Origin of the sequence: Kribbella sp. NPDC006257, from assembly GCF_040613535.1 — a bacterium.
GTDB lineage: Bacteria > Actinomycetota > Actinomycetes > Propionibacteriales > Kribbellaceae > Kribbella.
Genome location: NZ_JBEXSJ010000060.1, coordinates 1 through 20770, shown reverse-complemented (window position 1 = coordinate 20770; position 20770 = coordinate 1). Strand labels below are relative to the sequence as shown.

17 protein-coding genes are annotated in these 20770 nt (G+C 67.9%); 10 read left to right on the top strand and 7 right to left on the bottom strand.

Translation table 11 applies throughout. The features are described from left to right. Positions 1-162 precede the first annotated feature (162 nt). The 9 genes from ABZ004_RS39350 to araA all read left to right on the top strand — a co-directional run bounded on the left by ABZ004_RS39350 (position 163) and on the right by araA (position 12521). A complete protein-coding gene (locus ABZ004_RS39350) occupies positions 163-1461 on the top strand; it encodes a sugar ABC transporter substrate-binding protein (RefSeq protein ID WP_355687236.1) in 1299 nt (432 codons plus the stop codon). A 6-nt stretch (positions 1462-1467) separates the two neighbouring features. Further along, positions 1468-2355, top strand: coding sequence for a sugar ABC transporter permease (locus tag ABZ004_RS39345; protein WP_355687234.1), 888 nt, complete (start codon positions 1468-1470; stop codon positions 2353-2355). Continuing rightward, positions 2355-3263: a carbohydrate ABC transporter permease gene (locus tag ABZ004_RS39340; protein WP_355687233.1), complete on the top strand. Its 909-nt coding sequence runs from the start codon at positions 2355-2357 to the stop codon at positions 3261-3263. Before ABZ004_RS39345 ends, ABZ004_RS39340 begins: the two co-directional genes overlap by 1 nt. After that, positions 3260-5839 (top strand): beta-galactosidase, encoded by a 2580-nt coding sequence (locus tag ABZ004_RS39335; RefSeq protein WP_355687231.1) that lies wholly within the window; start codon positions 3260-3262, stop codon positions 5837-5839. Before ABZ004_RS39340 ends, ABZ004_RS39335 begins: the two co-directional genes overlap by 4 nt. Beyond that, positions 5814-7064 carry an ROK family transcriptional regulator gene (locus ABZ004_RS39330; protein WP_355687229.1) on the top strand — a complete coding sequence of 417 codons (1251 nt, stop codon included), beginning with the start codon at positions 5814-5816 and terminating at the stop codon, positions 7062-7064. The genes ABZ004_RS39335 and ABZ004_RS39330 overlap by 26 nt, the downstream gene beginning before the upstream one ends. 10 nt (positions 7065-7074) lie before the next feature. After that, a complete protein-coding gene (locus ABZ004_RS39325) occupies positions 7075-8598 on the top strand; it encodes an alpha-L-arabinofuranosidase C-terminal domain-containing protein (protein ID WP_355687227.1) in 1524 nt (507 codons plus the stop codon). A 61-nt stretch (positions 8599-8659) separates the two neighbouring features. After that, positions 8660-10348: a ribulokinase gene (araB, locus tag ABZ004_RS39320; protein WP_355687226.1), complete on the top strand. Its 1689-nt coding sequence runs from the start codon at positions 8660-8662 to the stop codon at positions 10346-10348. Beyond that, entirely contained in the window at positions 10345-11001 is a 657-nt protein-coding gene (locus ABZ004_RS39315) for an L-ribulose-5-phosphate 4-epimerase (protein WP_355687224.1), read from the top strand. Before araB ends, ABZ004_RS39315 begins: the two co-directional genes overlap by 4 nt. 14 nt (positions 11002-11015) lie before the next feature. Then, entirely contained in the window at positions 11016-12521 is a 1506-nt protein-coding gene (gene araA / locus ABZ004_RS39310; protein WP_355687222.1) for an L-arabinose isomerase, read from the top strand. A 4-nt stretch (positions 12522-12525) separates the two neighbouring features. Here the strand turns inward: araA and ABZ004_RS39305 are convergent, their stop codons facing one another. From ABZ004_RS39305 to ABZ004_RS39280, 6 genes are read right to left on the bottom strand one after another with little or no spacing between them, the layout of a single operon-like run. Then, positions 12526-14448 (bottom strand): glycoside hydrolase family 43 protein, encoded by a 1923-nt coding sequence (locus ABZ004_RS39305; RefSeq protein ID WP_355687220.1) that lies wholly within the window; start codon positions 14446-14448, stop codon positions 12526-12528. Next, positions 14445-15116, bottom strand: a complete 672-nt coding sequence (locus tag ABZ004_RS39300; RefSeq protein WP_355687219.1) for a hypothetical protein — start codon at positions 15114-15116, stop codon at positions 14445-14447. Before ABZ004_RS39300 ends, ABZ004_RS39305 begins: the two co-directional genes overlap by 4 nt. Next, complete coding sequence (locus ABZ004_RS39295; RefSeq protein WP_355687217.1) at positions 15116-16006, bottom strand: carbohydrate ABC transporter permease; 891 nt, start codon at positions 16004-16006, stop codon at positions 15116-15118. The genes ABZ004_RS39300 and ABZ004_RS39295 overlap by 1 nt, the downstream gene beginning before the upstream one ends. Beyond that, positions 16003-16917 (bottom strand): sugar ABC transporter permease, encoded by a 915-nt coding sequence (locus ABZ004_RS39290; protein WP_355687215.1) that lies wholly within the window; start codon positions 16915-16917, stop codon positions 16003-16005. Before ABZ004_RS39290 ends, ABZ004_RS39295 begins: the two co-directional genes overlap by 4 nt. Before the next feature lie 3 nt (positions 16918-16920). Further along, the gene (locus ABZ004_RS39285; protein ID WP_355687214.1) at positions 16921-18186 is read right to left on the bottom strand and encodes a sugar ABC transporter substrate-binding protein; all 1266 of its coding nucleotides are present in this window, start codon (positions 18184-18186) and stop codon (positions 16921-16923) included. A gap of 36 nt (positions 18187-18222) precedes the next feature. Further along, on the bottom strand, positions 18223-19251 hold the full coding sequence (locus ABZ004_RS39280; RefSeq protein WP_355687212.1) for a hydroxyacid dehydrogenase: 1029 nt from the start codon (positions 19249-19251) through the stop codon (positions 18223-18225). 91 nt (positions 19252-19342) lie between these two features. On the opposite strand from ABZ004_RS39280, the gene ABZ004_RS39275 reads away from it, so the two are divergent. Then, positions 19343-20431: a LacI family DNA-binding transcriptional regulator gene (locus tag ABZ004_RS39275; RefSeq protein ID WP_355687210.1), complete on the top strand. Its 1089-nt coding sequence runs from the start codon at positions 19343-19345 to the stop codon at positions 20429-20431. A gap of 3 nt (positions 20432-20434) precedes the next feature. On the opposite strand, the gene ABZ004_RS39270 is transcribed toward ABZ004_RS39275, so the two are convergent. Next, entirely contained in the window at positions 20435-20647 is a 213-nt protein-coding gene (locus ABZ004_RS39270) for a hypothetical protein (protein WP_355687208.1), read from the bottom strand. Positions 20648-20770: the final 123 nt, after the last annotated feature.

Sequence of the window (20770 nt, the reverse complement as noted above, 5' to 3'; positions counted from 1 at the left end):
TGAGCGCACTCAGTATTGAAGTCAAGCGAATGCCTCTGCAGAAAGTCGCCGAGGTCTTGCCGATAGTTATTCTGAGGGTTAACTTAACCCCCACTCGAACCAGCGCGGCCCGTCCCGGACCGGCCTTCAGGCGTGGTTCATGAGGCATGGAGGGACAACGCAATGGCGATCGACAGCGCGGGACTCACCCGGCGAGGATTTCTCGGCGCCGGACTCGCAGCAGGCGTGATCACACTCACCGCCTGCGGTTCGGACAGCGACAAGACTTCGGGCAGCTCCACCGCCGCCGACCTGGTGATGACGGTGTGGGGCGGCGACACCGACAAGACGACGTACCAGCAGCGGATCGACCTGCTGGTCAAGAAGTTCCCCGAGCTGAAGGTGAAGCTGCAGCTGATCCCCGGCGACGGCTACGCCCAGAAGGTCCAGACGATGATTGCCGGCGGCAAGGGCCCGGACATCATGCAGGTGGCCGAGAACGTCAACGTCTACTCGAGCAAGAACCAGTTGCTGCCGCTGGACGACCTGGCGAAGAAGGCCGGTGCCGATCTGGAGAAGCGATTCGGCTCGATCGCCAAGATCTACTCCTACCAGGACAAGCTGTACGCCGTACCGGACCGGTCCGGCGCGATGATCGTGTACTACAACAAGGGCCTGTTCGATGCCAAGGGCATCAAAGCACCCACGGCGGACTGGACCTGGGACGAGACCTTGGCGGCGTTCAAGGAACTCAGCATCCCCGGCAAGCAGTGGGGCTACGGCGGTGGCGGCTGGTGGGCCCAGTGGTGGAGTTTCGTCTACCAGAACGGCGGCAAGATCATCGACGATGCCGGTAAGCCCGCGGTGGCCACCGACGAGGTGATCGAGGCGCTGCAGTGGACCGGTGACCTGGTCTTCAAGCACGGCGTCGTACCCACTCCCAAGCAGTACGCCGACATGGGTGCCGACATGGGCGGCGACGCGGCCTTCGCGAACGGGAAGGTTGCGGTCAACACCACCGGGTTCTGGGGAATCAGCGGCCTGGCGAAGAGCAAGATCGAGTGGGACATCGCCCCGCTGTGGCGCGGCAAGAACCAGGCCGTCACGGCGTTCGGCAGCGGGCTGGCGATCTCCCGGACCGCGAAGAACCCCGAGGCCGCCTTCAAGGCCATCGACTTCCTCACCTCGACCGAGGCCCAGCAGCGGATCATCGCCACCGGCCAGGACGTGCCGGCCAGCCTCGAGGTGCAGAAGAGCGAGGCCTTCCTGAAGCCGGCCTGGATGACCAAGCCGGTGAACATGAACGTCTTCGCCGAGTCGAGCTCGTTCGTCTACCGCGCCCCGTTCATCCCCGCCTGGAACGAGATGCAGAAGGCCTTCGACGACGGGCTGGCCGACTTCTGGCTGGGCAAGAAGGACGCCCGGACCTCGCTGACCGCGATCCAGCAGCGGCTCGAATCCATCATCAAGCCCGCGGGCTAGGCGGCGATGTCGAGGCTCCGGCGCCGGGAGGCGCTGTGGTTCTACCTGTTCGCCTCGCCGTGGATCATCGGGTTCGTGGTCTTCCTGCTCGGCCCGATGATCGCCTCGGTCTACATCTCGATGACGGACTGGGATTCCTTCACCCCACCGCACTGGGTCGGGCTGGACAACTACGTCCAGCTGCTCACCGACGATCCGGTGTTCTGGAAGGCGTTGACGAACACCTTCTACTACGCGGCGATCTCGGTCCCGCTCGGTCTGGTGATCGGGTTGTGGCTGGCGAACCTGCTGAACAAGGGGATCCGGTTCCGGAAGCTGTTCCGGACCCTGATCTACCTGCCCACCCTGGTCCCGCTGGTCGCCACGGCGATGATCTTCAAGATGGTGCTGGCGCCGTCCGGTCCGTTGAACGATGTGCTCGGGATCTTCGGCATCCCCGGGCCCTCCTGGTTGCTGGAGGCGGCCTGGGTGAAACCGGCGCTGATCCTGCTGTCGGTCTGGGGAGCCGGCGGCGCGACCGTTCTGTTGCTCGCGGCAATGAAAGGCATCCCGCGCGAGCTGTACGAGGCGGCCGAGGTGGACGGCGCCGGGCCGGTCCGGCAGTTCTGGAGCATCACCGTCCCGCAGCTGACCCCGATCATCTTCTTCAACCTGATCATGGGTCTGATCGGGGCGTTCCAGGTGTTCTCCCAGGTGTACATCCTGACCAAGGGCGGCCCGGACAACGCCAGCCAGACGATGGTGCCGCTGCTGTTCGACCAGGCGTTCTCCTTCTACCACATGGGCTACGCGTCGGCGATCTCCTGGCTGCTGTTCGCGGTGATCCTGCTGTTCACCCTGATCGCCTTCCGCACCGCGCGGCGCTGGGTGTTCTACGAGACCGAGGTGAAGTGATGGCCACCGCACTCTCCACCGCCGCTGCCGCTGGGCAGCGCATCCGCAGTACCGAGCGAACGGTCGGCGCCAAGCGGTCCACCCCGTTCAGCTACGCGACCTTGATCATCGTCTCGGCGGTGCTCTGCGTCCCGTTGGTGTTCGTCGTGTCGATCGCGTTGTCCAGTGACCAGACCGTCAACGCGAACACCTTCACGATCATCCCGCGCGAGTTCCACTGGGAGAACTTCACCCGGGTGTTCAGCACCGAACTGCCGATGCAGCGGTTCCTGCTGAACTCGGTGATCATCTCGGCCGGCGCGGTGGCCGGCCAGGTGCTGTCCAGCGGGCTGGTCGGCTACGCGTTCGCCCGGCTGCGCGCACCCGGCAAGAACGTGCTGTTCATCATCGTCATCGCGACGATGATGATCCCGTCCCAGATCACGATGATCCCGCAGTTCATCTTGTTCAAGGAGCTCGGCTGGGTGAACACCTACCTGCCGCTGATCGTGCCGAACTTCTTCTCCAACGCCTTCAACGTCTTCCTGGTCCGGCAGTTCGTCTCCCGGCTGCCGAGCGAGATCGACGAGGCGGCGATGGTGGACGGCCTCGGCTTCTTCGGCATCTACCGCCGCATCATGCTGCCGATGCTCACCCCGATCCTGATCGCGATCGGCATCTTCACGCTGACCGCGACCTGGGGTGACTTCATGGGCCCGCTGATCTATCTGAACGACGAGTCCAAGATGCCGCTGGCGCTGGGCGTGCAGTACATCACCAGTACGTCGCAGGCGCTCCAGGCGCCACCGTGGAACCTGGTGATGGTCGGCTCGATCCTGCTCACGCTGCCGATGATCCTGGTGTACTACCTCGGTCAGCGCTATCTCTACGAGATGGACATCAGCGGCGGCAGCGCGGGGGTGAAGTGACCATCGTCAGCACCGCTGTCGAGCTGGACGCGCAGGGCCTTCGGATCGGAGGCCGACCGAAGCTGCTGCTCTGCGCGTCCCTGTTCTACTTCCGTCTCCCCCGGGAACAATGGCGATCACGGCTCCAACAGATCCGTAGATCGGGCTACACCTGCGTCGACGTCTACCTGCCGTGGAACTTTCACGAACTCTCCCCCGGCAGGTGGTCGTTCGATGGGCGCCGGGACGTCGCGGCGTTCCTGGACCTCGCGCACGAAGAAGGTCTGTCGGTGATCGCCCGGCCCGGGCCGTACATCTGCTCGGAGTGGGACGGCGGTGCGCTCCCCGCCTGGCTCGGCCTCGATCCCCAACTACGGGTCCGCCAGAACGAGCCGCGCTACCTCGCCCAGGTGGCGGCCTGGTTCGACCAGGCGCTCCCGATCCTGGCCGAGCGGCAGTATCCGGCCGGTCCGGTCATCATGGTCCAGCTGGAGAACGAACTGGACTTCTTCGACTGCGAGGATCGCCCGGGCTATCTCACCGCGCTCCGCGACCAGGCGATCGGCCACGGCATCACCGTGCCGCTGATCGCCTGCGCGGGGCAGGGTGACGTCGCCGGTGCCACCGGCGACACCTCCGGAGTCGTTGCCGCATGCAACTTCTACCCCGACGACGATTCGCCGCACATCGAGCAGGAGGTACGCCGGTACGCCGGGCTGCTCGCCGAACGCGATCTCCCGTTGCTGGTCACCGAGACCAACCGGCGGCACCGGACGCTGCGACGTCTGCTGGCGAGTGGGGCATCGTTGATAGCGCCCTACCTCCAATCGTCGGGATGGAACTTCGGCTACACCCCGTCCAGCGGGAACTGGGGCGACCCCGGCAACTTCATGAGTCACGACTACGACTTCGGCGGCTACGTCTCGCCGACCGGACAGGAACGTCCGGAGTACGCCGAAGCGCAGGTGCTGGCTCGCGTTGTGGACGCTCTGGGATCACGGTTGGCTCTGGCCACCACGACCGTGCCGCAAGTGGAGGTGACGGCCGACTTCCCGACCAGCTCGTCCTTGTCGGCGCTGAATCTGTCCGGCGGTGGCCAGCTGATCGCCGTACCGAATCTCGGCACCGGGTCCGGTCGTGCGGTGGTGGGCGGAGTCTCGGTCGCCGTCGCGGCCGACTCCTGTCCGTTGATGCTGGTCGATTTTCCCTGGCAGGAAAGGACCTTGACGCTCGCCTCGGCAGATCTGGTCGCGGCGACCGACTCGATGCTGGTGTTCTCCAGCGCTGTCCCGGTCACGGTCGTCATCGGAGCGACGCAGGTAGAGATTCCGGCTACGACAGGCCTGGCGGAGTACAGGGTGGTCGACGGGTTGACGCTCGTCGTACTGACTCCCACGGATGCCGCGCGCTTCGTACTCCGGGACGGCAGCGTCGAGTTGGCCGACGCCGTGAAAGCAACCGCGCCGGCCCCGGCAACCGACGTACGGGCTGTCCGGCGGCGGGCCGGTGCGGCGCCGGCGAAGGATGCCGGCAGCCACGAAGGGCCACCGTCGCTGGAATCGCTGGGTGTCTATCGGGGCCGTGGAACCTACTCGGCGACGGCCGATCTGACCGGCATCGACGAGCTGCTGCTGGTTGGCGCCTGCGACCTGGTGGATCTGTCGATCGCGGACGAAGTGTTGCCGACGATCGCCGGTTTCGGCGCGACCCGTCGCATCGATGTGCATGCGGTGCAAGGCCCCACGGTCATCCACGCGACCGTCGAGACGTGGGGACATGCCAACTTCGACGACTCCCGGCTGCCTTCTCTTCGGCTTGGTTCATTGCGTGGTCTCGGGACGCTCTGGGCGGTCGAGAAGGTACAGAGTCTCAACGCCTCCTGGCTGGTCGAGGGCCACTGGGCCGGGCAGCCGGCACCGCTGCGGTCGCTCGGTGGATGGAGCAGCACCCGCGTCGGCGTACCGATCACCTATACGCGCCGGCTCGAGCCGGCCGGCACGTCGGCGCTTCGCCTGCTCGGTGTCGAGCAGCCGATCGCGGTGACCGTGGGCAGCGGTGAACCGGTCACTGTCCATCAGGAGAACTCGTGGGTCATGCTGCCCGCCGGGACCAGCCAGGTGTCGGTCACGCTCCCCCACCATCCGAGCGGCGGCGGGCTGCACGCAGAGCTGCTCACCCTGCGGCCCGTGACCGATTGGGCCTGCACGGTCCAGGACGACGAACTGCTGACGGCCCATGCGAGTCGCGCGGATTCCACCACCGAGATCGACCTTCCGCTGACCCTCGAACCAGGTGAGGAGGTCTGGCTCGACGTCGACCTGCCGGCCGGCGACGAGGACTGCCTGGTCCGGCTGGACGGCTCGCAGCTCCGGGTCACCGGGTGGGCGGCCGGGGAGTGTCTCGGCCGGATCTGGGCCGGTGACCGGGCGAGGTTCTCGGGCGGCGACCCGGATGTCCTCTGGGTGCCTGCCGGATGGTCCGGGCTGACGTTGCTGGTGCGGGGCGTCGCCGGTGCGGCCCGGCCGGAGCTTCGTAGGCTGAGCCTAGGACCATCCAGCACCCGAGGGGGAAATGGTGCCGCGGCAGACGTCACGTGATCTTCGCAACGAGAGCCGGTTCGAGGTACTGCACGCGTTGTTCGAGCTAGGCCCCTCGACCCGGCAGGAGATCGCCCGGCACACCGGACTCAGTACGGCGACCGTGGCCACCCTGGTCACGGAGTTCCTGGCCGAGGGCGTGCTGCGGATCGCCACGATGGAACGCCGGACGGTCGGGCGGCCGTACGAGCGGCTGGCGATCGATCCGGACCGCGGCCGGATCGTCGGGGTGGACGTCGCCGAGACCTACGTGGCGGCCACCGTCTTCGACATCGCGCTGACCCCGGTCGGCCAGGGTGAGGTGGCGCTGGACGAGCACGAGAACAGCCAGGTGTACGTCGTCGACGGCATCGTCCGCGCGGTCGAGGCGGCCGTCGCGGACAGCGGCGGCGGACTCGACCGGATCCTCGGCAGCGGGATCAGTATGCCGGGGCAGGTCAGCCCGGACGCCGGCGTCTCGATCTTCGCGCCGAACTGGGACTGGCACGACGTCCGGATCGAGGCGCTGCTGGCCGAACGCCTGCGGGTCCCGGTGTACGTCGACAACCCGCTCAAGGCGGTCACCCTGTCGGAGATGTGGTTCGGGGTCGGCCGGGTCTCCGAAAGCATGGTGGTGGTCAACCTCGGCACCGGCGTCGGGGCCGGGATCGCCATCGACGGGGCCCTGATCCGCGGCGCCAACAACAACGCCGGCGAGTGGGGCCACACCCTGCTGCAACTCGACGGCCGGCAGTGCCGCTGCGGCCGGCGCGGCTGCGTCGAGGCCTACCTGGGTGTCCAGGGTCTGGAGGCCTCGCTCGCGGAGATCGATCCGGACCATCCCGCCCTCCAGCAGCCGCTCCAGCGCGGATTCGTCGAGGCGGTGGCCAAGGGCCTGGCCGCCGGTGACCCGGCCCTGGCCGAGCTCGCGGCCCGTACGTCGCACTACCTGGCGGCCGCGCTCGGCGATCTCGTCAACGTGCTCGACATCCCGTACATCACCCTCACCGGCTGGACCTCGACGGCGCTGGCCGAATGGTTCGTCCCGGCCGTCCGCGCGGAACTGCCGCAGCACGTCCTGCCGGGCTCGCTCCCGCATCTCACCGTCGAGTCGTCCCGCGTCCCCGGCAACCCGGTCGCGCTCGGCATGGCAGCCTTTGCCCTCGAACAGTTCCTCGGCCAGCTCGGCCTGGCCAGCCCGGCGAGCGCACCGATCAGCCGCCGCCGGACCCGCTCCAAACCCTAGGAGACCAGTCTTGCCCAGCCTTTCCGCCGCACGCGTCGTGATCGACCTCGACGTCTCCGGCCCCACCATCAGCCGCCATCTCTACGGGCATTTCGCCGAACATCTCGGCCGGTGTGTCTACGACGGCTTCTACGTCGGCGAGTCCTCGCCGCTGCCGAACGAAGGCGGTATCCGGCTCGACGTGGTCGAGGCGCTGAAGGCGCTGAACATCCCCAACCTACGCTGGCCCGGCGGCTGTTTCGCCGACGAGTATCACTGGATGAACGGCGTCGGCCCACGCTCCGAGCGGCCGCGGATGGTCAACACCAACTGGGGCAACGTCGAGGAGAACAACCACTTCGGCACCCACGAGTTCATGGCGCTGTGCGAACTGCTCGGCGCCGAGCCGTACGTGAACGGCAACGTCGGCAGCGGCACCGTCCAGGAGATGAGTCACTGGGTCGAGTACCTCACCCGCGACGGCGACAGCCCGATGGTGCGGATGCGCAAGGCCAACGGCCGGGAGCAGCCGTGGAAGGTCCCGTTCTGGGGAATCGGCAACGAGGCCTGGGGCTGCGGCGGCAACCTGACCGCCCAGGACTATGTCGCGCTGGCCCGTCAGTACGCCACGTTCTGCAAGGACCACGACGGCAACAAGCTCTACCGGATCGCCGCCGGTGCGTCCGACGACGACCTCGCCTGGACCGAGGCACTGATGCAGGCGATCAGCCGCCTCGGCGGCGAACCGCGCGACCTCTTCCAGGCGATCTCGGTGCACTACTACACCGTGCCGGGATCGTGGGAGCACAAGGGCAGCGCGACCGAGTTCGGCCTCGACGACTACTACCGGACCATGATCAAGGCCCAGCACATCGACCGGATCCTCACCGGCCACTCGACCGTGATGGATGCCTACGACCCGCAGCACAAGATCGGCCTCGTCCTGGACGAGTGGGGCACCTGGTGGGATGTCGAGCCGGGCACCAATCCCGGTTTCCTGTTCCAGCAGAACGCGTTGCGCGATGCCCTGGTGGCGAGCCTGCACTTCGACGTCTTCCACCGGCACGCCGAGCGGCTGGTGATGGCGAACATCGCCCAGACGGTGAACGTGCTGCAGGCGATGGTGCTGACCGACGACAGCGGCTTGGTCCTCACCCCGACCTACCACGTCTTCGAGATGAACAAGGGCCACCAGGACGCCACGTCTGTTCCGGTCCACCTGGTCGACCGGCCGGCGCCGTACGTGCTCGACGGCAAGCAGCTGGAGCTGCTCTCGGTGTCGGCCAGCGTGAAGGACGGCCAGGCCCTGGTCTCACTGACGAATCTCGACCCCAGCGGGCCAGCGGACGTCGTACTGGACCTGCGCGGCGCGACCCTCGGTGAGCACTGCGGCCGGTTGCTGACGGCACCTGAACTGCAGGCGCACAACTCGGCCGATCACCCGCAGGATGTCGTGCCCACCGAGCTGACCGGCATCGTCACCGATCCGCGCGGACTGCGGGTCGCACTGCCGCCGCACTCCTTCGCAACACTGGCTGTGGACTTGAAATGTTAGCGTTCACATTGCACCCTTGATCCGATCCATTCCGACCGATCCCCCAGCGCGGAGCAAAATTGTGAACGCTAACAGCGCGGCGCCACCGGCCCGGCCGCAGTTCGTCATCGGTATCGACTACGGCACGCTCTCCGGGCGGGCCGTCGTGGTCCGGGCCGGCGACGGCGAGGAGCTGGGCGCTGCCGTCCACGAGTACACGCACGGCGTGATCGAGAGCGTTCTGCCCGGCTCCGACGTCCGGCTCGGGCCGAACTGGGCCCTCCAGTCGCCGACGGACTGGCTCGACGTACTCCGGAACGCGGTCCCGAAGGCGCTCGCCGTCTCCGGCGTCGATCCGGCCTCGGTGATCGGGATCGGCACCGACTTCACCGCCTGCACCGTGCTGCCGACGCTGGCCGACGGTACGCCGCTGTGCGAGCTGGCCGACTACGCCCAGCGGCCGCACGCGTGGCCGAAGCTCTGGAAGCACCACGCCGCCCAGCCGCAGGCCGACATCGTCAACCAGGTCGCCGAAGAGCGCGGCGAAACCTGGCTCGCGCGGTACGGCGGCCGGATCTCGTCGGAATGGGAGTTCGCCAAGGGCCTCCAGTTGCTGCAGGAGGACCCGGAGCTCTACGCCCGCACCGACCGCTGGATCGAGGCCGCCGACTGGATCATCTGGCAGCTGACCGGCACCGAGTCCCGCAACGTCTGCACCGCCGGCTACAAAGGCATCCGGACCGAGGCGGGCTATCCGTCCCGCGACTACCTGAGCGCCCTGGATCCGGCCTTCGCCGACTTCACGGACAAGCTGGCCGGCCCGTTGCTGGCCCTGGGCGCACCGGCGGGCCGGCTCAGCCCGCAAGCCGCGGCGTGGACCGGCCTGCCCGAGGGGATCGCTGTTGCGGCCGGCAACGTGGACGCCCACGTGACAGCAGCGGCCGCCGACGCAACCCGTCCCGGCCAGATGGTGGCGATCATGGGGACGTCGACCTGCCACGTGATGTCCTCGGACCAGCTGGCCGAGGTCCCCGGGATGTGCGGCGTGGTCGCCGGCGGCATCGTCGACGGGCTCTGGGGCTACGAGGCCGGCCAGTCGGCTGTGGGCGACATCTTCGGCTGGTTCGTGGACAACTGTGTTCCGCCCGCCTACGTCGACGAGGCGGGCCGCCGAGGAATCGGCGTCCACGACTATCTCGCTCAGCTCGCCGCGGAGCAGCCGGTCGGCGCGCACGGCCTGATCGCCCTCGACTGGCACAACGGCAACCGGTCCGTCCTGGTCGACCACAACCTGTCGGCGGTGCTGGTCGGGCAGACGCTGGCGACCCGGCCCGAGGACGGGTACCGCGCGCTGATCGAGGGCACCGCCTTCGGCACCCGGCGCATCATCGAGGCGTTCGAGGACAACGGCGTACCGGTCGAGGAGTTCGTCGTCGCCGGTGGCCTGCTGAAGAACCAGCTGCTGATGCAGATCTACTCCGACGTCATCCGCCGGCCGATCTCCGTCGTCGGGTCCGACCAGGGCCCGGCGCTCGGGTCGGCCATCCATGCAGCCGTTGCCGCCGGCACCTATCCGGACGTGCCGGCGGCAGCGGCGTCGATGGGCCGGCGGACCGAGGCCGTCTACCGGCCCGATCCCGCCCGGGCCGACCGTTACGACCTGCTCTACGCCGAGTACCGCGAACTCCATGACTGGTTCGCGGGCGAGGCGTACGGCGGCAGCGGCGTACTGCACCGTTTGCACGCACTCAAGAACGAGGTGATCGGATGACCGGCGTCGCCGAACTGCGGGCCGAGGTAGCCGCTCTGCATGCGGAACTGGTCAAGTACGGGCTGGTCGCCTGGACCGCGGGCAACGTCTCCGGCCGGGTGCCCGGCGAGGACCTCTTCATCATCAAGCCCAGTGGGATCCTGTACGACGACCTCGGCCCCGAGTCACTGGTCATCTGTGATCTGGACGGCAAGGTGGTCGAGGGCGAGCTGGCGCCGTCGAGCGACACCGCCGCGCACGCCTACGTCTACCGGGCCAGGCCGGATGTCGGCGGCGTGGTGCACACCCATTCGCCGTACGCGACCTCCTGGGCCGCCCGCAACGAAGCCATCCCCTGCGTGCTGACCGCGATGGCCGACGAGTTCGGCGGCGACATCCCGGTCGGGCCGTTCGCGCTGATCGGCGACGACTCGATCGGCCGGGGCGTCGTCGAGACGCTGGCCGGTTCCCGCTCGCCCGCGGTGCTGATGCGCAACCACGGCGTCTTCACCATCGGCAAGAACGCCCGGGCAGCGGTCAAGGCCGCGGTGATGTGCGAGGACGTCGCCCGCACCGTTCACCTCGCCCGCAGCGGCGGGGAGCTGCTGCCCATCGACCCCGAGCACATCGACAGCCTCTACCACCGCTATCAGACCGTTTACGGTCAGCGCTGACTTCTGGAGCCCACATGCACAGCACTCCCGGACCCAAGGTCTGGTTCCTCACCGGCAGCCAGGGCCTCTACGGGCTCGAGACCCTCAACCAGGTCGCCCAGCAGTCCCAGCAGATCGTCGCGGCCCTGAACGATGCGCCGGACATCGCGGCCGAGGTGGTCTGGTACCCGGTCGTCACCGATGCCGACGCCATCCGGCAGACCTTCCTGAAGGCGAACGCCGCCGAGGACTGCATCGGCGTGATCGCCTGGATGCACACGTTCTCGCCGGCCAAGATGTGGATCGGTGGTCTGGAAGCCCTGCAGGTGCCGCTGCTGCACCTGCACACCCAGGCGAACGTCGAGCTACCCTGGGCCGAGCTGGACATGGACTTCATGAACCTGAACCAGGCCGCGCACGGCGACCGCGAGTTCGGCTACATCCAGACCCGGCTCGGCATCCCGCGGACGACCGTCGCCGGTCATGTCAGCAACCCCGCGGTCACCGCCCGGGTCGGCGCCTGGGCGCGGGCCGCGGCGGGTCTGACGGCGCTGCGCTCGATGAAGGTCGCCCGCTTCGGTGACAACATGCGCGACGTCGCCGTCACCGAAGGCGACAAGGTCGAGGCCCAGCGCCGGTTCGGCGTCTCGGTCAACACCTACGCGGTCAACGATCTCGTGGCTGCCGTCGACGCCGTACCGGACGCCGATCTCGACGCGCTGGTCAAGGAGTACGACGACGTCTACCGGATCGCGCCCGAACTGCGCGCCGGCGGCGACCGGCACGACTCACTGCGCTACGCCGCCCGGCTGGAGGCCGGCCTGCGGGCCTTCCTCGAGGCCGGTGGCTTCACCGCGTTCACCACCAACTTCGAGGACCTCGGCGGACTGCGTCAGCTGCCCGGCCTGGCCGTCCAGCGGCTGATGGCCGACGGCTACGGCTTCGGCGGCGAGGGCGACTGGAAGACCTCGGTCCTGCTCCGCACCCTCAAGGTCGTCGGCGCCGGCCGCCCGGGCGGAACGTCCTTCATGGAGGACTACACCTACCACCTGGTGCCGGGCGAGGAGCGCATCCTCGGCGCCCACATGCTCGAGGTCTGCCCCTCGATCGCGGCCGGTACACCGACGGTCGAGATCCACCCGCTCGGCATCGGCGACCGGCAGGATCCGGTCCGGATGGTCTTCGACGCCGCGCCCGGCCCGGCCGTGGTGGTCGGACTCGCCGACCTCGGCGACCGGTTCCGGCTGGTCGCCAACGAGATCGACGTGGTCGCCCCCGACCAGCCACTCCCCCGGCTGCCGGTCGCCCGGGCGGTCTGGACCCCCCGCCCGGACTTCCGGACCTCGGCCGAGTCCTGGCTCACCGCGGGCGCCCCGCACCACACCGTGCTGTCGTCGGCGGTCGGCGCCGACGAGCTGCACGATCTGGCCACCATGCTCCGGACCGAACTGCTGACCATCGACGCCTCGACCGAGATCCGCCAGTTCCAGAAGGAGATCCGCTGGAACCAGGCCTACTACCGGCTCGCTCTCGGCCTCTGACCGCTCAGGTGGGCTGGCTGACCATCAGCCAGCTCACCTGGATGTCGGGCGACCGGGTCGGCGCGATCGTCACGGTGATCTTGCCGTCGGCACCGACGGTGATGCCGCCGTACGACGCCGCCGTCCCGGTGCCGGTGAACAGGCGTTGCTGGTCGACGACGGCTCCGTTGACCGCTACCTGTGCCGCCCGGTTGGCCCACGGCCAGGGGTCGTAGTAGCCGGCGTGCACGGTGTAGGTCCCAGGAGCAAGACCGCTGAAGGTGTACACCAGCGGCTCATGGTTCTTGGCGTATCGCAGGGTGGTGTAGAGGTCGCCGTCCGCAGTACCGGCCGGCGCACTCGCACCGGTGTAGCCCCAGGTGGTTCCGCTGACCGGGTCCGTTCCCAGCGGTTGTTCCGGGCTCGAGTTCAGCAAGGACGTTGCCTGGTTCACCTTCTGCCAGTCCGCTGTCGCGACACCGCCCGCGTTCACGGCGTACCGGAGCCCGCGCGGGATCACGACGATCGAGCGGACGAAGGTCCGGCCGTCCGCCAGCGTTCCGCGCAAGCTCGCCGGTCCTGGCTGAGCCACACTGGCGGCGTCCCAGGTCACGGCCACCTGCTGCGACTGTGTTCCGGTCCGCACGCTCACAGAGGCTGGGAGTGTGCTCGTGTCACCGAGCCACACGTGATCGGGCAGCTGGGTGTCGACACTCCACCGCCGGTACGCCGGGAGGTCGCCGAGCGTCCACTCCTGATCGGGTCCGATCGACAGGCTGCCGCCCTCGCCGAAGGTCATGGGCATCCACACGTACGGCGCGTTGGCCAGGTCGCTCGGCGTCCAACGATCGGCCATGAACACGAACTTGTTCTGCGCCTGGTCGTAGGGGATCACGTTCGTGCTCTGCGAGCTATACGTGTTCGCCGCTCCGGGTCCGCTGATCGGGCTGCCCTGATCGGTGAACTGACCGAGGATGTTCTGCGAGGTCGCGTACCGGGCGGGGTTCGGGTCCCAGCCGGTCGCGCCGGAGGTGATGAGGTAGTACCGGCCCTCGGACTTGAACATCGCCGGCGCCTCGCGCTGGTTGCAGGCGAGTGTGCGAACGAAGTCCTTGCCCTGCACGGCGTTCTCCGGGCGTGCGGAGAGATAGGTGTAGTCCCGGTTCAGCTTGGAGATGTACATCGTCCGGTTCTCCTCGGACGCGTAGATGATGTACGCCGCGCCGTCGTCGTCCACGAACAGGTTCATGTCCCGCGCCATCCCGCCGGCCGGGTCGAACGAGGCGCCGGTGCCGCACCAGGGCACGGAATCGCTCGGCACGTGGTCCAGCCGGTAGGAGTCGATCCAGCGGAACGGCCCGGTCGGCGAATCGGAGACCGCCACCCCGGCCTCGGCCCGCGCATACGTCGACGTACTGGTCGGCGACGAAGGCCCGTCGGAGTGCACCCACATCACCCACTGGCGGGTCGCCTTGTTGTAGATCACCTTCGGCCGCTCGAGAATCGAGGCCGTCGCCCAGCCGTCGGTCCGGACGCTGTTGGTCGACAGGTCCCGCCAGACGACCTCCTTCTGCGCGGCGCTGTATTTCTTGTAGAGCTTGCTGAAGTACTTGTCGTTCTCGAACTGGTCCTGCGAGCTCATCGCGCGCAGAGCGAGCCCGCCGTCCTTCCAGTTGTAGAGGTCGTACGACGAATAGACGTGCACACCAGGACTGTTGGCATACCCGTTGCTGCGGTCCTCGCCGTACCAGTACCAGATCCGCCGGCCGCGCTCGTCGGTCGCGGGCACGACCTGGCCGCCATGAGCCTGGATCACCTGGCCGTTGCTGTCGCGCCACTCGCCGCCCGGGCGGAACGAGCTGTATTTCTCGGCGGCCGAGCTGGGTGGTGCGGTCACCAGAGTCAGTACTGCGAGCGCAGCACTCATCAGGGCGAAGGCACGTTTCATCGGATTCTCCTCATGGGGCGGAGTTGGAAGGAGCTGTTGGTGGACACGACCCACAGAGCGCAGCCCGGGACGGTGGCGAGGCCCGCCAGCGGGACCTGGCTGACGATCACGAACGCAGCAGCCAGTACGCCGAGCGACAGCAGGCTGAGCGGCCACCGCCGTACGCCGGTGTAAACGGCAAGACGCAGCAGAGCTCGGAGAGTCAGGGCAGGGTCACTGCCAACTATGACCAAGGCAGTGAGAGCGGTGTTCAGCAGTAGTGCCAGGAGCACGACCAGCAACGGCACCAAGGCCGCACCGGCTGGCGACTTGGCCAGGAGCTTGAGGTCTGCAATCAGAACCCCAGTCAAAATGACGGTGCCGAGGGCAACGACCAGTGCTCGGCGACCACACGACCACACCAGCTGGAGCAGCGCTCGCAGCGGAGGACGGGGATCGTCGATGCCGAAGTATCCGAACGCGGCTGCCATCGCCGGGCCGAGCGGAAGAGCCAACAGACCGAAGAAGAACGGATAGCGCCAGGGCGCTTCAACCGCTCCGAGAGCCAGCATCAGCGGCAACCCGGCCACTGCGAGCAGCGTATTGACCGCGAGCACCCGGTGGGCGAAGGACCAGAGCATCTCCCACGCGTCCGCCCGGACGTTCACCCGCGCCAGTGGCGAGGCCATCACTTCATCCCGCTCGTCGCGATGCCCTGCACGAAGTACTTCTGGCCGAGCAGGAAGATCACCAGGATCGGCAGCACGGACAGCACCGAGCCGGTCATGATCATCGCGTACTCCGCGTCGTACAGGCCGACGAACGAGCGCAACCCCAGTTGGACGGTCCACAGCTTGTTGTCGGTCAAGTAGATGAACGGCCCCATGTAGTCGTTCCAGGTGTTGACGAACGTGAGCAGCGCGAGGCTCGCCAGCGCCGGCTTCGACAACGGCAGGATGATCCGGGCCCAGATGCCGTACTCGCTCAGCCCGTCCAGCCGGGCCGCCTCGCTCAGTTCATCGGGGATGGTCAGGTAGTACTGCCGCATCAGGAACACCCCGAAGGCGCTGAACGCCTGCAGCAGGATCAGCGACAGGTGCGTGTTCACCAGGCCGGCCTTCTGCATGATCACGTACTGCGGAACCATGTACGCCTGCCAGGGCACCGCGATCGTCGCGATGTAGGCGAGGAACAAGGCGTCCCGGCCGGGAAACCGCACCTTGGCGAACCCGTACGCCGCGAAGCTGCCGGTGAGCACCTGCAGGGCGGTGATCGTGACGCTGAGGAACACCGAGTTCCGCAGGTAGGTGAGCAGCGGGATCCGGCTCCAGATCGCGGTGAAGTTCCCCCAGTGGAACTCGGCCGGGATCCACCGGACCGGCACGCTGAAGACATCCGCGTCCGCCTTCAGCGAGGACGAGACCATCCAGGCGAAGGGCACCAGCACCGCGACCGAGAGCAGGCCGAGCAACAGGTAGGCCAGCGTACGGCGTACTGAGAACCCTGCTCGGCGAGGAGCCGGTGGTGGGTCGACGACCAGAGCCGGCCCGGTCGCCGGTGGTGAGACTGTCAACGTCATCGCTCGCTCCTTCGCTGCAACCGGAACTGCACCACGGTGATCGTCAGCACGATGACGAACAGCGCCATTGACACCGCCGAGGAGTAGCCGAACCGGCCCTGCACGATGCCTTCGCGATAGATCACCTGGGACAGCACCAGCGTCGCGCGCCCGGGGCCGCCCTCGGTCATCACCTGGATCAGGTCGAACACCTTGAAACTGGAGATGGTCAGCATGATCAGCACGAAGAAGGTGGTCGGCCGCAGCCCCGGCACGGTGATGTACCGGAACCGCTGCCAGCCGCTCGCTCCGTCGACCCTGGCGGCCTCGTACAGCTCGGCCGGGATCGTCTGCAGACCGGCGAGGTAGAGGATCATGTAGTAGCCGAGGTCACGCCACACGCTGGCCACGATCACCGCGGGCATCGCCCAGGTGGTCGAGCTGGTCCAGCCCGGCGGATGGTCGATGCCGATCGCCCGCAGGAACTGGTTCACCGGTCCCGCCTCCGGGCTGAGCAACATGTTCCAGACCACGGCGACCGCGACCAGCGAGGTGATGTAGGGGAAGAACAGCGCGGTCCGGAAGAACCGCGCTCCCTTCAGCTTCTGGTTCAGCAGTACTGCGAAGCCGAGTGAGGCAGCGAGCGTCAACGGCACGTGCCCGACGGCGTAGTACGCGGTGTTCTGCAGTGCGGTCCAGAAGGTGTCGTTGTGGATCATCCGCTCGAAGTTGTCCAGGCCGACCCACTTGGGGGTGCTGTAGGAGTCCCAGTCGAGGAAGGACAGCGCGAGCGACGCGATCACCGGCACCAGCGTCAGCGCGGCGAAGCCGATGAAGTTCGGCAGGATGAAACTCCAGCCGATCAAGCTACGGCTGCTGCGGAGGCGGCTGCGGCGCCGGGTCGGCCGCGGCGCGGAGACGGTGGCGGTCATTGCTCAGCGGACCTCGTTCTTGACCCGCTTGGCCATCTCGGCCAGCCCGTCGTCGAGCGACTTCTGCCCGGTCATGATCAGCTGGTGCTCCTCGGTGAGGATCTGATCGACGTCGGAGGACTTCTCCCCGACCGGCATCTCGAGCACCACGGTGTCGGGCTTGAAGGCCTTCTTGGCGACCGCGTCGCCCGGCACGCCCGGCAACGCGAAGTACGTGTCGAGGATCTGCTGGCTCTGCAGCGACGGCGTGACACCCGCCTTGGCGACCGCGGTGGCGCCCGCCTCACTGGAGGCCCATTCGACGAACTTCTTCGCCGCGTCGGCGTGCTTGGAGTTCTTGTTCACCGCGAAGGCGGTCGGCGAGCCGAAGGTGATCACCTTGCCGTCCGCCGCGCGCTGCGGCAGCGGGGCCATCCCCCAGTCGACCTTGGTCTTGCCCGCCTTGGTGTCGGCCAGCAGCGTCGCCGCGTACCAGGTCCCCATCGGCAACAGGGCGGCCTTACCGGTGGAGAACATCGTGTTGTAGCTGACCTTCTGGCTCTTGGCAGTTGCCCAAGGCAACAGCACACCGTCCTTCTGCAGATCCAGTGTCATCGTGTACTGGTCCTTGAAGAAGCTGTAGTCGCCACCGAGCAGATCACCACCGGTCTGCGCCGCGGCGGTGGCCTCGACCACCGAGCGCCAGGTGTGCTGATAGGCGCCGTACACCTTGGTTGAACCGTCGCCCTTGGTCAGGCTCTTCGCCAATGTCGCGTAGTCGGCCCAGGTCAGGTTCTGCAGCTTGGATTCCGGTACGCCGGCCTGCTTGAGCAACGTCTTGTTGTAGTAGAGGACCCAGAAGTCCTGGCGGTACGGCAACGCGAAGTACTTGCCGTCGAGCTCGTAGGACTTCAGCCCGGAGTACTTCGCGGGGTCCAGCGCCTTGGCCTGGTCGGTCATCGGCAGCAACTGCCCGCGGGTGCCGAACCGGGCATAGTCGATCACGTTCTTCATGGTCAGCACGTCGGTCGTATCGCCGCCGGCCAGCATGGTGGTGACCTTCTCGGCGTAATCGTCGGCCAGGATGTCGACCGGCTCGACCTTGATCTGCGGGTTGGCCGCCTGGAAGCCGTCGATGATCGCCTTGAACTCCGGCGTGGTGGCGTAGTTCCAGAGGGCGACCTTCAGGGTCTGGGGTCCGTCGGCGGCCGGTTCGGACGAGCCGCCGCAGGCGGTCAGCAGGGCCAGCGCGGCGGTGCCGGCCAGCAGGGTGAGGAGGTGTCGCTTCACGGATGTGCTCCTTGCACTTCGTACTACGGGTGGCGGTCAAGCGGTGAGCGGGAAGACGTCGGCGGTGATCTGGTGCCGGAGCGGCTCACCGGCCAGCCAGCGAGCGACCTCGCTGAGCGTGTGGTCGGTGAGCCGATGGATCTCGGTGCCGAGGGAACCGGCGATGTGCGGGGTGACCATCACGTTGCGGGCCGACCGCAGCGGCGAATCGGCCGGCAGCGGCTCGGGATCGGTGACGTCGAGGATCGCGAACAGCCGCCCCGCCTGGCACTCGGCAGCCAGAGCATCCGAGTCGACCAGGCTGCCCCGGGCGGTGTTCACGACCGTGGCATGGTCGGGCAGCTCGGCGAGCTCCGCCGCGCCGATCATGTGGTGCGTACCCGGCAATGCGGGTGCGTGCAGGGACAGCACGTCGACCTGAGGAAGAACCTCGTCGAGGTCGACCAGTTGCGCGCCGGCGGCGGCCACCTCGTCCGGGTCGGCGTACGGATCGGCGACGAGCACGGACGGGCCGTCGAGGAGGCGGAGCAGTTCCACCACCCGGCGGCCGATCCGGGAGAAGCCGACGACCCCGATCGTGCGGCGGAAGTTCGACAGGTCACCGAAACCCTGCGGCTGACCCCAGCCCCGGTACGCCGTACTCGCGTCGGCCGCCAGGAACGGCGCCTTCTTCCCCGCGAAGATGATCGCGGCCAGCGTGTACTCCGCGACCGGGACCGCGTTCGCGTCGGCTGCGCTGGTGACGACGATCTCGCGGCTCCACAGCACCCCGTCGGCCAGCGACCGGACGCTGCCCGCCGCGTGGAAGACGGCCTCGAGGCGCGGTGCTGCGGCCAACCGATCGGCCGTCAGCCGGGGTACTCCCCAGGACGTGATGAGCAGCTCGGCCGTCGCGAGCCGGGCCCGTGCCTGGGCGGAGTCGAGCTCGTCGGTCCAGAGCGGATCGGGCAGCGCCACCAGCGAGGCGAGCCGGTCGAGCCGGGCCTGGTCGAAGTGGGAGTCGAAGGCCTCGCGGTTCATCACAAGCAGCGCCTCACGGCGGTAAGCGGTTACCGTTGCGGTCATGTGAACATGAGATGTCGGCAACGTTCAGATCATCTACGGCTCATCCACGATCGTTCAGAAACATTCAGATTCGAACAACGGAGGTTTGCGCATGTCGGACGACCGGCTGTTCGGCCTGCAGCGGCACGAACGGGTGATGGACGAGCTACGCCGCGAGGGCGCCGTCCGGGTCAAGGACCTGGCCGAACTGCTCGGCGTCAGCGAGCTGACCGTCCGGCGCGACATCGCCGCACTCGCTGCGCAGAACCTGCTCACCAAGGTCCACGGCGGCGCGACCCTGCCCACCGAGCTGGCACCACCGGCGCGGCGGCGCGGACCGGCCGCGCCCCGGTTCACCATAGGGATGGTCGTGCCCTCCCTGGACTACTACTGGCCGGCCATCGTGTCCGGGGCGCGGGCCGCCGCGGCCGCTCTGGGGGTAGCGATCCAGTTGCGCGGATCCAGCTACGACTGGGCCGAGGACCGTCGGCAGATCAGCCGGCTGATCGAGGCCCAGCAGGTCCAGGGGCTGCTGCTGGCCCCCAACCTCGAGGGCGATGCCGGCGAGATGATCGACTGGATCAGCCGGCTCCCGGTGCCGGTCATCCTGGTCGAACGCCAGCCGCCGCGCTGGACGCGGACGAAGTACCAGGTCGAATGGGTCCGCAGCGACCACGCCCTCGGGGTCGAGCTGGCCGTCCGGCATCTGCACGACCAGGGGCACCGCCACCTCGGCCTGCTGCTGTCCAAGGGCAGCCCCACCTCGGCCCACCTGGCTACCGGCTGGGACACCGTCTGCGGCGACCTCGGCATCCCGGCCGGCCTGGTGTTCCGGGAATCGGTGAACATGGACCGGCCCGGGCACCGCGACACCATCGCCCAGGTGCTCGACCGCTGCCGCGCGGCGGGAACGACCGCGCTGGTCATCCATTCCGACCCGGACGCGATGGCGGTCGCCCAGTACTGCGCGGAGCAGGGCATCCGGATCCCCGAGGACCTGGCGATCGTTGCCTATGACGACGAGATCGCCCAGCTGGCGGACCCGGCGATGACCGCGGTCCGGCCGCCGAAGTCGCTGGTCGGCCGGACCTCCGTCGAACAGATGGTCGCCCGGCTCACCGAAGGTCGCCGCCGGCCGTCGCAACGCATCCTGACGGTTCCCGAACTGATCATCCGGGACTCGTCGATGGCGCTGCGCTGAGCCCTAGAAGACGTTCAGGGACAGGGTCTCCCGCGAGCCGTCGGACCAGCTGACCTCCAGCTCGGAGCCATCCAGCCGCACTTGCGGGACGGGCTCACTCCCTGCACCAGCCAGCGAAACGATGGCGACGTAGATCTCGCCGGCCACCGCGGGCGCGCGCACCAGCGGAATCGCGGTGTGATTGCCGACGGCAGCTACTTGCTCAACTCGCCGCACCTCGGCAATCCATTGCCCCAGGCAACCTTCAACCGAGGACACCAGCCCCCCGGGCTCCGAAGCAAGCCGGGCCCTGACCTCGGCACGCGGCCGGTGCCCTGCGCCTGGCTCACCAGCCGCGCC